The sequence below is a fragment of the Abyssibius alkaniclasticus genome, from assembly GCF_020447305.1.
Lineage (GTDB): Bacteria > Pseudomonadota > Alphaproteobacteria > Rhodobacterales > Rhodobacteraceae > Abyssibius > Abyssibius alkaniclasticus.
Genome location: NZ_CP095732.1, coordinates 2,309,254 through 2,322,802, shown reverse-complemented (window position 1 = coordinate 2,322,802; position 13,549 = coordinate 2,309,254). Strand labels below are relative to the sequence as shown.

The window sequence follows — 13,549 nt, the reverse complement described above, 5'->3', positions numbered from 1 at the left end:
TCAGGGTGCGGCGCGCAGGGCCAGAACGGCATTCATGCCGCCAAAGGCAAAGGCGTTGGACATGGCGACATCCACCTTGGCCTTGCGTGCCTCGTTGGGCACAACGTCCAGGTCGCATTCCGGGTCTGGCTCTTCATAACCCACGGTCGGGGCGATAATGCCGTCACGCAGCGCCATGATGCAGGCCAAAAGCTCGACAGCCCCCGTGCCGCCAATCAGATGCCCGTGCATGGATTTGGTTGAAGAAATCATCAGATCATCGGCCGCTGCGCCAAAGGCATCGCGCACGGCGCCGCATTCGGTTTTGTCATTGGCCGCCGTGCCGGTGCCGTGGGCGTTGATATAGCCAACGTCGCTTGGGTTCAGCCCGGCATCTTTCAGCGCGCCCGAAATGGTGCGCGCCGCCCCTGCCCGACTTGGCATGACAATGTCACTGGCATCCGATGTCATGGCAAAGCCAATCACTTCGGCCTGAATTTCGGCACCACGGGCACGCGCATGTTCATAGTCTTCAAACACAAATACCGCAGCACCCTCGCCCTGCACCATGCCGTTGCGGGTGGCTGAAAACGGGCGGCAGGCGTCTTTCGACATGACGCGTAAGCCTTCCCATGCCTTGATGCCGCCGAATACCAGCATGGATTCCGACCCGCCGGTCAGCATCGCATCGACCATGCCCGCGCGGATCAGGTTGAAGGCCATGCCCATTGCGTGGTTGGAGCTTGCACAGGCCGTGGCCACGGTAAAGCTCGGCCCCTGTGCGCCATAGGTCATCGACAAATGCGACGTGGCGGAATTGTTCATCAGCCGGGGCACAACAAAGGGGTGAACGCGGTTCTTGCCCTCTTCATAGACCAGGCGGTAGTTTTCATCCTGGGTTTGCAGCCCGCCGCCCGAGGTGCCCAGCACAACGCCGGTGCGGGTCGGGTCCTGGGCATTCACATCCAGCCCCGATTGCGCCATCGCTTCGCGGCCCGCCAACAGGGCGAATTGCGCAAAACGGTCGTATAGCACCAGCTCCTGCCGGCCGAAATGCGCGGTCTCATCATAGCCCCGCACCTGCCCGGCGATGCCGATTTGCAGCCGGTCGACATCGCGTATGTCAAGCGGGCCGATGGCGCAGCGCCCTTCCGCCATAGCCTGCATGGTGGCCGAGGCGCTATGGCCAAGCGGATTGATCGACCCCTGGCCGGTGATGACGACGCGCCTATTCAAACCGATCAGCCCTTCGCCGCGACCAGCGACTCCACCGCCGCCACGATTGCGCCAATATTGGAAATGTCGAAATCGGACTCTGTCGGATCATTGGCGTTGAAGGGCACCTGAATGTCAAATGCCTCCTCTATGGCGAAAATCGCTTCGACCAGACCAAGCGAATCGACGCCAAGGTCTTCCAAGGTCGCATCCATAGACACGTCAGAGGGTTGTAAAACGGCCTGTTCGGCTATGATTTCAACGATCTTCTCTTTGACATCGGCGCTCATCGGCTGTCCCCTTGGCTTAATCGCTTACCGTCTAATCGTTCGTGGCGGTTTTTGAAACCGCTTTTTGCAGGCTTTCCACCTTCTCGACCAGTTTTGGCAGGCGACGGATGATTTTGTAGATCTCGACATTCTGTTCGGCACGAATGGCCGGGTTGCCCATGATAAAACGGTTTGGCGGCACATTGGAAGATATGCCCGACTTGCCCGCCGCCACAACGCCGCTGCCCACGGTCACATGGTCGGCCACGCCAACCTGCCCGCCAAGCACCACGCGGTCCTCGATGATCGACGAGCCCCCAACGCCGGCTTGCGCGCATAACAGGCAATCGGCGCCCACACGCACGTTATGGCCGATCATCACAAGGTTATCGAGCTTGCTGCCCGAACCGATAATCGTATCGGTGATGGTGCCACGGTCCACCGTGCAGCCCGCGCCAAGCTCGACATCATCGCCGATCTGCACTGCCCCAAGCGAGTTGATGCGCGCATAATGCTGTGCCGCCAGATCGGCCGAAGGGTCATGCCCGGCGCGCGCGGCCTCGACCACGCCGGTATCCGGCGTGACATAGGAAAACCCGTCACCGCCCACAACCGAATTTGGCTGGGCGATGAACCGTGCGCCAATACGCACCCGCGCGCCGATACGCACACCCGAATGCAGCAGGCAGTCATCGCCTATTACGGCATCTTCCGCCACGCTGGCATGGGAAAGGATGCGCGCATTGGCCCCGATGCGCGCACGCGCGCCAATCACCACGAACGGGCCGATGGCCGCACCTTTGCCTATTTCGGCGCTGGGGTCGATGATTGCGCTGGCATGAATGCCCAAAGGCAGGTTCGGGCGGCGCTCGAAAACCTGATTAAGCCCGGCAAGCGCATAGCGCGGGCGCGGGGCGAACAGCGCGGCTTGCAGGCCAAGCGCCCGCCAATCGGCCCCATCCCATAACAGGGCGGCGCGCGCCTTGCCCTGCCCCAACGATTCCGCAAATTTGGCGTTGAGCGCCAGCGCCAGATCATCCGGTCCGGCCTTTTGCGGCTCGGACGGGCCAAGCACGACAAGGCCAAGGTCACCCTCGGCCCGCGCGCCAAGCGCCTGCGCAATTTCTGCAATTGTGAAGCTCATGCAATCTCCGAATGCGCCCCGCCCCGTTCTGGGGCGGGTGCTTTCGTGCAGATTAGCCCTGAACCGAAGGCATTGTCACCCCGGCATTCAACAGGGCGTTGATGACCAGCGCATCGCGGCCATAGGTATCAATCCGATATTCCAACTCACCCAGATCGTTCAGGAATACGGTATTGTAAACCAGATGAACGGGCACGCTGACCTGCAGGTTGATCTGCGTCTCGGTGCGCGAATTCAGCGCCGAGGTAAAGGCGGCTTCGGGGTCAGCCTCCTGGGGAGCCAAAAGCGCATAGGCCAGTTCCAGCGGGCGTTTCACACGCACACAACCCGCACTGAACGCACGAATATCGCTGTTGAACAGATTCCGCTGCGGTGTGTCATGCAGGTAGATGTTGAACCGGTTGGGAAACATGAACTTGACCCGGCCAAGCGCGTTGTTCGTGCCGGGGCGCTGGCGCAGGGCGAAGGGGAAATTTCCGGCCGTATACTGGCTGAGATCAACCAGACGCGGGTCGACAATCCGGCCTGAGCCACGCGCGCGCATCTCGAAGTTCTGGCGTGCCAGCATCGTCGGGTCACGCAGAATGCCGGGCAGGTAAACCTCGGTGGCAATGCTCTGGGGCACGTTCCACGACGGGTTGACGACCATATATTCCATTTGATCGGAGAATTCGACCGTCTGGTATTTCTCGCCAGCCCGACCCACAATCACAAGCGTGTCGAGCGTTACTTCACCATTATCAATCAGATAACCCATATACGACGCCTGGTTGACCCAGATATGCCGCGCGCCACGGTCAAAGTTCATCCAGCGCGCCCGCTCGAGGTTCACCAGAACCTGCTGGTAATACTGGGTCGGATCGGCATTGACAGCTTCCAGCGTCTGGGGGCCGACAATGCCATCGGCATCGAGGTTGTTCGCTGTCTGGAAGGCTTTGACGGCATCAACGAGCAGATCGTCATAAACCGGCGAGTCGCCCGCCACATCATCATAGCCCTGCATCACGAGGCGCGCGCGCAATGCAAGCACACGCGCGTCGGTCTGGCCGGGGCGCAGGGTGTTGCCGGGGCCAACACGGGGCTGGGTCTCGCCTTCGGCGATCAGCACGCGCAGGCGCACAAGCTCGTCCTTAAGCGCGGCATAAACCGGATCTTGCGGCTCCAGCGCGTCATAAAAGGCCGGATCGGTCATGTTTTGGGCAACCGAATCCATCAGCGCCGGAATATCGGCGACCGGGCGCTGGCGGTCCATCAGGTTGGACAGGCTCGACGGGTCGATAATGCCGGTAGATACATCCACCGCATATTTCAGGAACAAAGCCGAGGCGGCAACCTCAAAGGCCGCAGCCGCTTGCACCGAGCCCCCGGCGGAAGCTTCCATCGCGCGCAAGCCCTCGACATCGTAGCGCGCCGCCGGAAGGCCGTTGGCGGGTGCATCGGCGATGGCATCAAGCAAGGTGCTGACCGCAGTATTATGGTTCCAGATGGGGGTATAGCCGTTTGCTGCATACCAATCTGCAAGTTCTGGCTCGTTCAACTTCGCCAGTTCGGCAACCAGTGCCTGTGCTGCCGGTGTCAGCGCCGTGCTGGAAATTTCCGTTTCGGACGCAGCAGGGGTGTTTGATTCTTGTGCTTGCGCCCAACTCGAAACGAATCCGCTCGCGGTTAACATAACGACTGCGCCCAAACGGGCCTTGTTGCATAAATACCACATGACTTGCCTCACAATCACAGTTCCAGATTCAGTGCCCAATACCGCACTTTCATACCAATAACGAGCCTTTGACAACTTCCAATCGGCGAAATTCTGCCGACCCATGTCTTTTCGGTCACAATACAGCAGAACGAAACGAGCCCAATACCCAATAAAATAACGATTACGTGAGGGCGCCGGCCCGTTCCGCGCCTCTGCGCCGATGCAAAACTGACACTTGGCCGAAGAATCAATCTATGTCATAAAGCCATAGGAAACCGAGCAGTTCGCACAGACGTTCGCTCATACGTAACGACGAGACGGGCAGAAAAGTTCCATGAATAATAGCAAAGCGACAATCTCGCGGCGTTCACTTTTGGGTGTATTCGCAGCTACCGCAATCAGTGCCGCGCCACAATTTGCCAATGCCGCCGGTGTTTTGCGGGGTGCAGGCGATATTCGGCGCATTCACATGCGCTCGCAGCGCACCGGCGAAGTTCTGAATACAATCTACTGGATCGAGGGCGAATATATTCTCCCCGCACTGGAAGAAATTTCGTGGTTCATGCGTGACTGGCGCGAAAATTCCAGCATCGAATATGCGCGCACGAATGTCGATATCATGGCCGCTTCGCACCGGCTGATGGAAACCTCGGAACCCTATCTGCTGCTCTCCGGCTACCGCTCGCCCGCAACCAACGCGATGCTGCGGTCGCGCTCAACCTCGGTTGCCTCGAATTCCTACCATATCCGCGCAATGGCGGCGGATTTACGCCTGTCATCGCGTTCGGTCGGCCAGATGGCGCAAGCTGCAAAAGCCTGCAATGCGGGCGGTGTTGGCACCTATGGGCGTTCCAACTTCGTGCATATGGATAGCGGGCCTGTGCGCGACTGGCGCGGCTAGGCCCGACCCAAAACCAAAAAGCAGCCGCCTTGTGGGCGGCTTTTTTATGGGCGGGTCTGCCCCTGCCCGCGCACCAGATATTTGAAGCTGGTCAGTTGTTCCGCCCCCACGGGGCCGCGCGCGTGCAGCTTGCCCGTGGCAATGCCAATTTCCGCCCCCATGCCAAATTCACCACCATCGGCAAACTGGGTCGAGGCATTGTGCATCAGAATGGCGCTATCAACCGCGTTGAAGAACCGCGCCACCGTGGCGCTGTCTTCGGCAATAATGCATTCGGTATGGCTGGAGGAATAATCGCGGATATGCGCGATTGCACCCCCCACCCCATCGACCAGCCGCGCGGCGATGATCATATCCAGAAATTCATGGCCGAAATCGCCATCAGTCGCGGGCACCATGCCGGGCAGGTTTGCCAACTCACCCTCGCCGCGCACCTCCACCCCGGCGGCAACCAGCGCATCCAGCACAGCCGTGCCGTGCCGGGCATAGAAGGCGCGGTCGATCAGCAGGCATTCGGCAGCGCCACAAATGCCGGGGCGGCGGGTTTTGGCGTTGAGCGCAATGTCACGCGCCATGTCGGGCTTGGCGGAACCGTCGATATAGACATGGCAAATCCCTTCCAGATGCGCAAAAACCGGCACCCGTGCTTCGGCCTGCACCAGCCCCACCAGCCCGCGCCCGCCGCGCGGCACGATCACATCTATATGCCTGGTGTCGCGCAGCATGGCGGCAACGGCAGCGCGGTCGCGCGTTGGCACAAGCTGGATGCTCGCCGCAGGCAGGCCCGCCGCCAGCACGCCCTTTACCAAGGCCGCATGAATGGCGGATGAGGAATGAAAGCTTTCCGAACCGCCGCGCAAAATGGCGGCATTGCCTGATTTCAGGCACAGCGCGCCCGCATCGGCGGTGACATTCGGGCGACTTTCAAAAATCACCCCGACCACACCGATTGGCGTGCGCACGCGGGCAATGTTCAACCCCGAGGGCACATTCCATTCGGCAATCGTCGCGCCCACCGGATCTGCCTGTTCGGCCACGGCGCGCAGCCCGTCGACCATTGCGCGGATACGCCCTTCATCCAGCATGAGCCGGTCGAGCATGGCCGTGCTTAAACCCTTTTCGCGGCCATACGCCATATCGCGCGCATTGGCGGCCAGCACCTCGGCGCGGGCCTCCCACATATATTGGGCAGCCCCGATAAGTGCTGCGTGCTTACGCTCGGCGCTTGCGCTGGCCAGTTCAACCGAAGCGGCGCGCGCTGCAGCCCCGATTGCGTCCATCTCTGCCTGAATATCCATGCCGCCCCCTAAATTGCCATATCGTCACGATGCACCAAAGCCGGCCGTGCCGGATATCCCAGAATGCCCGCAATATCGCCGCTGCGCTTGCCGGCAATCTGGCGCGCCTCCTCTGCCGCATAGCCTGCCAGCCCGCGCGCCAGCAATGTGCCGGCCTCGTCACGAATATCCACCGGATCGCCGCGCCCGAACGCGCCTTCAATGCTGCGCACACCGGCGGGCAGCAGCGATTTGCCGCTGGCCAATGCCGCACTCGCGCCCGCATCGACCCGCAGCACACCCTTCGGCTTCATGCCCGAAATCCACTTCTTGCGTGCCGAGGCCGGGTCGCCCTGCCCCTTGAACCATGTGCAGGCGGCACCATCCAGCAGCGCGGCAATCGGCTTGAGCCTGTCACCGCGTGTAATGACCATCGCGCCGCCGGATTGCAGCGCCACCTTGGCGGCCATGACCTTGGTTGCCATGCCCCCGCGCGAATGCTCAGACGCAGCACCGCCCGCCATCGCCTCGACTTCCGGCGTAATCGCGGCCACATGCGCCAGCAGCCGCGCTGAGGCATCACGGCGCGGGTCGGCGGTGAACAGCCCGTCGATATCGCTCAGCAACACCAGAATATCGGCGCCGATCAGGCTGGCAACCTGCGCGGCCAGCCGGTCATTATCGCCATAACGAATTTCGTCGGTGGCAACCGTGTCATTCTCGTTCACAATCGGCACGCAGCCCAGGTCCAGCAGCGTGTTCATCGTGGCGCGCGAATTTAGGTAGCGCCGCCGGTTCTGGCTGTCTTCCAGCGTCACCAGAACCTGCGCCGCCTCTATGCCCAAAGGGGCCAGAATTTCCTGATAGGCGCGCGCAAGGCGGATTTGCCCCACCGCGGCCGCCGCTTGCGCATGTTCCAGCGCCAGCGGCCCGGCCGGCAGGCCCAGCACCCGCCGCCCGAGCGCGATTGAGCCGGAGGACACCAGCACAACATGGCAACCCTTGGCGCGCAGCATGGCAATATCGGCGGCCAGCCCGGCCACCCAATCGGCGCGCAAATGGCCGCTTGCGGCATCAACCAACAGGGCCGAGCCGACCTTGATGACCACGCGCCTGGCGCGGGCGAAAAGCGTGGCAGAGTTCAGGGTGTCCACGGTCCCTCATCCTCAACCACCACCTGCCCCGCCTCGATCACCTTGCGCATCTGGCGCAACACATCGACCACGCCATCGCGGCTGACGCCGGACATCACGCGCACATCCTTTGCGCCCGCCGCCTTCAGTTCTGCCAGCTTTTCGGCCGTATCCTCATCGCTCAGCGCGTCGGATTTGTTCAGCACGGTAATGCGCGGCTTCTCATTCAGCCCGGCGCCATACTCGCTCAACTCGCCAATGATCACGTTGTAATCGGCGGCCACATCCTCGGCCGTGCCATCGATTAGATGCAGCAGCACCGAACACCGCTCGATATGGCCCAGAAACGTATCACCAAGGCCACGGCCTTCATGCGCGCCTTCGATCAGCCCCGGAATATCGGCCACGACAAATTCGCGGCCATCCACCTCGACCACCCCCAAATTCGGGTGCAGCGTGGTGAAGGGATAATCGGCAATCTTGGGGCGCGCATTCGATGTTGCCGCCAGAAAAGTTGATTTGCCCGCATTCGGCAGGCCAAGCAGCCCGCAATCGGCAATCAGCTTCAGGCGCAGCCAGATCGTCGCCTCCACCCCGGCAAGGCCCGGATTGGCACGGCGCGGCGCCTGGTTGGTCGAGGATTTGAAGTGCATATTGCCAAAGCCGCCATTGCCGCCCTTGGCAAGGCACACGCGCTGGCCTTCGACCGTGAGGTCGGCAATCACCTCTTCGCCCTCTTCATCGAGTATTTCGGTGCCAACCGGCACGCGCAGCACGATATCATCGCCGTTTTTGCCAAAACGGTTCTGCCCCATGCCGCCCTGCCCGTTCTTGGCAAAGAAATGCTGCTGGTAGCGAAAGTCGATCAGCGTGTTCAGCCCGGTCACAGCTTCGGCCCAGACAGAGCCGCCATTGCCGCCATTGCCGCCATCCGGCCCGCCAAATTCGATGAATTTTTCGCGCCGGAACGATACCGCCCCGTTGCCGCCGCTGCCCGAGCGGATATAGACTTTGGTCAGATCAAGAAATTTCATTGCGTTCCTGCCCCCTGGCCCATGCACAGGGCTGCCTGCCTGCGATACTGCAACATGCGCCGAGGCTCAAGCCGCGCGTCGGATTTACCGTCAATCTCGCCAAATTTTATGAAACCGAGCTTTTCTAGCACCCGCGCGCTGGCCGGATTATCGGCATAAGCGCCGGCCTCAAGCACTTGCGGGCCGAAGCGTGCGTGCAGTTCGGCCAGAAACCCGGCCACCGCCTCGCTGGCAAAACCCTGCCCCCAATCGTCGCGCCCCAAAGCATAGGCAATGGAAAGCGGCGCGCCGCCCATGCCGACCCAACCGATGAGCCTGCCCCGCTGGCGGATTCCCAGACAAAAGCCGGGCCTGCCCGCCCATTGGCGCCTGGCAATCCAGTCTGCCGCAAGGTCTGGCGTAAACGGGTGCGGGATGCTTTGCATCATCCGCGCAATATCAGCGTCATCCATGATCTGAGCAAAACGCGGCACATCATCGGGTTGAAACGGTGCAATATCCAGCCGCGTGGTTTCAATCCGCATGGGCGCGTTGCGCGCCCAAACATCGCGGCGCAGTGTAAAGCGGTTGATCGGGCACACGCAGTTCCGCGCCCTGCCAAAATCACTGCCGCTGCCCGTCAGCTCAAACCCGTTTTTCAGCAAGACCCGCGCGCTTGCCGGGTTGTCGGCCCAGACACCAGCGCGAATCTCAGCCAGATCATCCCTGCGAAACCCGCGTGCCAGCATGGTTGCCACAGCCTTGCTGGCAACCCCCTGCCCCCAGAAACGGCGCCCGAGAAAGTAGCCGATTTCGCCGCGCACAAGCCCGATTGTGCCCGCCAGAACACCATTCACACAAATAGCCTGCACCTTGCCGGCCTGCGCTTCCGGCGTTGTCAGCCGCATCTTAGTAAAGGCTGGCTGGGCGGGCCAGGGCCAACTGCCCACCATTTCCGCAACCCGATAATCTGCCACAATGTCCAGCATCGGGGCAAAATCATCGGGGCGGAAATTGCGCAGTGCAATCATTCCAGCGCAAGCCTGAAGTAATCGCTGGCCACCATGCGGCCCTGGGCCAGGCAATAATCCTGCCCCGCGCCGACCCAGCTAAAGCCGGCTTTCTGCAAAACCCGCGCGCTGGCAGGGTTGTCTTGGTGCGCACTGGCCAGCAAAAGCGGCACGGCCCCGATGCGGCAAAAGGAAACAACCGCGGCAACCGCCTCGCTCATCAGCCCGGCACCCCAGAATGGCGGGGCCAGCCAATAGCCAAGCGCCATGCCCTCGGGCTTTTCCACCAGCCCGATCACGCCCATCAGCTCGGCATCGCCCTTGCGCGTTATCGCCCAGTTCAACCCCGGCCCTTCATTGGCCAGCGTGGCGGCGATAAAGCCTTCGGCAGCGCCTTCGGGGTATGGGTGGGGCACAACGGCAAGGTGCCTGGACACGCGCAGATCACCGGCGAACATGGCAATCAGCGGCGCATCGGCGGGCAAAAGCCCGCGCAGATGCAAACGCGCGGTGTTCAAAACGGGTGTTATGCTGCGAATATGCTGTGTCATGACCGTTATCCCTGGTTTTTGGATATGCCGGTCCTGAAATGTGGAGGGGACCGGCGTTTCCGCCGATCCCCTCTGAAATTCAGATATCTGGGTAGGCGGTTATTCTGCTGCCTTGTCGGCGGGCATCACGTTAATGAAGGTGCGCCCCTTCAGACCTTTCTTGAAGGTCACATTGCCGGTTTCGGTGGCAAATAGGGTGTGATCGCGGCCCATGCCCACGTTCACGCCCGGCCACACTTTGGTGCCGCGCTGGCGCACGAGAATGTTGCCCGGAATGACAAGCTCGCCACCGAATTTCTTGACGCCAAGGCGGCGACCGTCAGAGTCGCGACCGTTACGGGATGAGCCGCCTGCTTTTTTATGTGCCATGCTGGTGTCTCCTTACGTCTTATTCTGCAGCTGCGTCAGCAGCGGGTTTGGCTTTTTTGGCGGCCGCTTTTTTCGCGGGCTTGGCGCCATCGGCCAGAATGTCGGTTACGCGCACAACCGTCAGATGCTGACGGTGGCCACGCTTGCGCTGGCTGGAATGCTTGCGGCGGCGCTTGATGAACGAGATCACCTTTTCGCCACGGGTCTGGGCAACAACTTCGCCCTTCACGACCGCGCCTTCAACCAGCGGGGCGCCAAGGGTCACGGTATCGCCACCGAGCATCAGCACCTGATCGAATTCCACACTTGCGCCTTCATCGGCTTCAAGTTTTTCAATGGTGACAACGTCACCCTTGGCTACTTTATACTGTTTGCCACCAGTTTTCATCACCGCGAACATGCGCGCTTTCCTTATCTTCCGCGTCTTACGGCCCCGGATTTTCCCGGCGTTGTGCAGCCTGTCTATCGCTGCGCCTTCAAACTGCGCGCCCTGTCAGGGGCGACCATCAAATACACTCCGCCCCCGGAATTCGGGCGCAGAACGCCGCCTTATGGCCAGCCAGCCCGCATCTGTCAAGCTAAATGGGCAAATCGCGCAGGATTTCTGAACGACTTGCCCCGGCCTTGCCAGGCAGCTTCACAATTTCCCCCGATTTTGCACAAAACCCCCTTGCGCCCGCCCCGCTTCCCCAATAGTTTCCGCCGCACTGAACGGCCTATCAGTCTTGCGGAGAGATGCCAGAGTGGTCGATTGGGGCGGTCTCGAAAACCGTTGAGCCTTTGCGGGTTCCCAGGGTTCGAATCCCTGTCTCTCCGCCATACGCCATCCGTTTCAACAGCAGCCCAAGCAGTGATGTGCCGGGCTTTTCATATCCGGATTGGCGACGTGGGTCTGCTGGCGCAATGAATGTTGAATTCGGTGCCATCGGCTGCAAACATCTTCGTGACTTGCCACAGCCGGTTGCCGCGCATATGTAGCTTGCACGCTTGGCCTCGGTCTTTTGCAGCGGGTTTTATGCCTAAGGTTCTTCTGTCGCTTTTCTTCGTGCTTGCCGTTGCGCTTTTTGGCGCATCTCCCTTTGCCTCTGCGGCCCAGGACCATGACAGCGCGACCATGCTTTGCCCCACCGTGCCGGATGCGGCCACGGGCATGGCGGGAAATTGCAAAACCCCGAGTCACACAATGTCCGGTATCTGCGCGATTGTCTGCATTGGCGCGGTTGAAGCACCGCTTGCCTTTGCTTCAGAACTGGCGGTCGCACCCGCGGCCGCGCTGCCATTGCACGCTGATTTTGCCCAGTTGAACGGGCGCGACGGGGTGCTGGCCTACCGACCTCCGCAATCCATCTGAACACATGATGCCGGTGCCGCCATGCGGTGCCAGACAGATGCGCCCCAATTCCGGGGCAAGATGGATATTACAGATGAAATACGACTTTTCTCGTCGCGGCTTTCTGGCCGCATCCGCAGCTATGGCTGCAACAACGGCCCTGCCGCGCATGGCTTTCGCACAAGGCGCGCCGCTTGCGCTTGAAGCGACAACGCGGGTTCTTGATATTGGCGGGCGGGCTGCCACGGTCATGGGGTTGCACAATGCATCCGGCGGCCAGGGGCTTGTGCTTGATCCGGGCGCGCGGTTTCGCGTTGATCTGACAAACCGGCTGGCCGAAGCGACGATCATCCACTGGCACGGTCAGGTGCCGCCCAATGTGCAAGATGGTGTCCCCAACCTGCCGATGCCACTTCTGCAACCGGGCGAGGCGCGCAGCTACGATTACGCGCCCCTGCCCGGCACCCATTGGATGCACAGCCATGTGCCCGTGCAGGAAATGAGCCTGCTTGCCGCGCCGCTTATTGTGCGCAGCCCCGCGGATGTTGCAGCAGACCGTCAGGAAGTTGTGATGTTCCTGCATGACTTCGCCTTCCGCCCCGCCCAGGAGGTTTTGGCCGAAATCACCGGCGGTTCAGCCCCGCATGATGCCGATGACCAGGACCAGACAAAGGACACAGGTTCAGGAATGGCCATGAACATGGGCGGCATGAACATGGCGAACATGGGTGCTGACAAGATGGAAATGGACCTGAACGACTTCGACTTCGACGCCTATCTTGCAAATGACCGCACTTTGGCCGATCCGGAAGTTGTTGCCGTGGAACGCAAGGGCCGGATTCTGTTGCGTATCGTCAACGCGGCGGCGGCAACATCCTTCTGGATAGATACCGGTGCTGTGCCTGCGCGGCTTGTCGCAGTCGACGGTCACGCCATCGCGCCGCAGTCAGGCACACGCTTTGGCCTTGCAATGGCGCAGCGCCTGGATCTGGAGCTTGATCTGCCCGGCACGGGGGCATTTCCGGTTCTGGCCTTGCGCGAAGGCGCGCGCGAACGCACAGGGCTTGTGCTGGCAACCCCCGGCGCCGAGATCAGCAGGATAGCCGAGCGCGCCGAGGAAGAAAGCGGCGCGTTCGACATTGATCTGGCGCAAGAAGCATCGCTGCGGGCGGCAACAACGCCAGATGCTCTGGCACTGGCGCCGCGCGCGGCAGACCGCAGCCATATGATCATGCTTGGCGGCGCGATGGACCCCTATCGCTGGACCATCAACGGGCAAATCTGGGGCGAGCATACGCCCATTGCCGCCAGGTCCGGTGAACGGGTGCATCTGACCTTTCACAACATGTCGATGATGGGGCACCCGATGCATTTGCACGGGCATGTGTTTCAGGTCGTAAACGTCAATGGCCTTGCCATTAACGGCGCGTTCCGCGACACCATCTATATGCCCCCGATGGCAATGGTCACGGTTGCGCTGGATGCCGGCGAGGCCGCGCGCTGGATGCTGCATTGCCATCACATGCCGCATCTTTCGTCTGGCATGATGACCGAATTTGCCGTGACCGCCTGAGCCTGCTGCCACCGGCGCACAAGCCTGCGCCGGTGGCAATTCCTTGCTACAGGTTTTGCACTTGGCAAGTTGCGGCTTAAAACACAAGA

Annotated in this window: 13 protein-coding genes, 1 tRNA gene and 1 pseudogene; 4 read left to right on the top strand and 11 right to left on the bottom strand. The window is 61.2% G+C overall.

From position 1 onward, the window contains the following. From LGT41_RS11590 to LGT41_RS11575, 4 genes are read right to left on the bottom strand one after another with little or no spacing between them, the layout of a single operon-like run. Positions 1–1,224, bottom strand: a complete 1,224-nt coding sequence (locus tag LGT41_RS11590; RefSeq protein ID WP_274129717.1) for a beta-ketoacyl-[acyl-carrier-protein] synthase family protein — start codon at positions 1,222–1,224, stop codon at positions 1–3. Continuing rightward, positions 1,221–1,484, bottom strand: coding sequence for an acyl carrier protein (locus tag LGT41_RS11585; protein WP_274127042.1), 264 nt, complete (start codon positions 1,482–1,484; stop codon positions 1,221–1,223). The genes LGT41_RS11590 and LGT41_RS11585 overlap by 4 nt, the downstream gene beginning before the upstream one ends. Before the next feature lie 31 nt (positions 1,485–1,515). Then, complete coding sequence (locus tag LGT41_RS11580; protein ID WP_274127041.1) at positions 1,516–2,607, bottom strand: UDP-3-O-(3-hydroxymyristoyl)glucosamine N-acyltransferase; 1,092 nt, start codon at positions 2,605–2,607, stop codon at positions 1,516–1,518. Positions 2,608–2,659: 52 nt separating this feature from the next. After that, positions 2,660–4,279: a L,D-transpeptidase family protein gene (locus LGT41_RS11575; RefSeq protein WP_274127040.1), complete on the bottom strand. Its 1,620-nt coding sequence runs from the start codon at positions 4,277–4,279 to the stop codon at positions 2,660–2,662. Between the two features lie 358 nt (positions 4,280–4,637). Here LGT41_RS11575 and mepK point away from each other — a divergent pair, with 358 nt between their 5' ends. Next, on the top strand, positions 4,638–5,204 hold the full coding sequence (gene mepK / locus LGT41_RS11570; RefSeq protein WP_274127039.1) for a peptidoglycan L,D-endopeptidase MepK: 567 nt from the start codon (positions 4,638–4,640) through the stop codon (positions 5,202–5,204). A 44-nt stretch (positions 5,205–5,248) separates the two neighbouring features. Here the strand turns inward: mepK and LGT41_RS11565 are convergent, their stop codons facing one another. The 7 genes and pseudogenes from LGT41_RS11565 to rplU all read right to left on the bottom strand — a co-directional run. After that, positions 5,249–6,502: a glutamate-5-semialdehyde dehydrogenase gene (locus LGT41_RS11565; protein ID WP_274127038.1), complete on the bottom strand. Its 1,254-nt coding sequence runs from the start codon at positions 6,500–6,502 to the stop codon at positions 5,249–5,251. Between the two features lie 8 nt (positions 6,503–6,510). Beyond that, positions 6,511–7,635, bottom strand: coding sequence for a glutamate 5-kinase (gene proB, locus LGT41_RS11560; protein ID WP_274127037.1), 1,125 nt, complete (start codon positions 7,633–7,635; stop codon positions 6,511–6,513). Continuing rightward, on the bottom strand, positions 7,623–8,648 hold the full coding sequence (gene obgE / locus LGT41_RS11555) for a GTPase ObgE (RefSeq protein WP_274127036.1): 1,026 nt from the start codon (positions 8,646–8,648) through the stop codon (positions 7,623–7,625). The genes proB and obgE overlap by 13 nt, the downstream gene beginning before the upstream one ends. Continuing rightward, positions 8,645–9,658 (bottom strand): GNAT family N-acetyltransferase, encoded by a 1,014-nt coding sequence (locus LGT41_RS11550; RefSeq protein ID WP_274127035.1) that lies wholly within the window; start codon positions 9,656–9,658, stop codon positions 8,645–8,647. The genes obgE and LGT41_RS11550 overlap by 4 nt, the downstream gene beginning before the upstream one ends. Further along, positions 9,655–10,188: a GNAT family N-acetyltransferase gene (locus LGT41_RS11545; RefSeq protein WP_274127034.1), complete on the bottom strand. Its 534-nt coding sequence runs from the start codon at positions 10,186–10,188 to the stop codon at positions 9,655–9,657. The genes LGT41_RS11550 and LGT41_RS11545 overlap by 4 nt, the downstream gene beginning before the upstream one ends. A 99-nt stretch (positions 10,189–10,287) precedes the next feature. After that, positions 10,288–10,557 (bottom strand): 50S ribosomal protein L27, encoded by a 270-nt coding sequence (gene rpmA / locus LGT41_RS11540; RefSeq protein ID WP_274127033.1) that lies wholly within the window; start codon positions 10,555–10,557, stop codon positions 10,288–10,290. 25 nt (positions 10,558–10,582) lie between these two features. Then, positions 10,583–10,957, bottom strand: a pseudogene (rplU, locus tag LGT41_RS11535) (50S ribosomal protein L21); the annotation flags it as partial. Between the two features lie 329 nt (positions 10,958–11,286). Between rplU and LGT41_RS11530 the strand changes: the two are divergent. The 3 genes from LGT41_RS11530 to LGT41_RS11520 all read left to right on the top strand — a co-directional run bounded on the left by LGT41_RS11530 (position 11,287) and on the right by LGT41_RS11520 (position 13,460). Next, positions 11,287–11,376 (top strand) — tRNA-Ser (locus tag LGT41_RS11530). Positions 11,377–11,572: 196 nt separating this feature from the next. Continuing rightward, positions 11,573–11,908 carry a hypothetical protein gene (locus LGT41_RS11525; RefSeq protein ID WP_274127032.1) on the top strand — a complete coding sequence of 112 codons (336 nt, stop codon included), beginning with the start codon at positions 11,573–11,575 and terminating at the stop codon, positions 11,906–11,908. Positions 11,909–11,981: 73 nt separating this feature from the next. Next, the gene (locus LGT41_RS11520; RefSeq protein WP_274127031.1) at positions 11,982–13,460 is read left to right on the top strand and encodes a multicopper oxidase family protein; all 1,479 of its coding nucleotides are present in this window, start codon (positions 11,982–11,984) and stop codon (positions 13,458–13,460) included. The last annotated feature ends 89 nt before the right edge of the window (positions 13,461–13,549 follow it).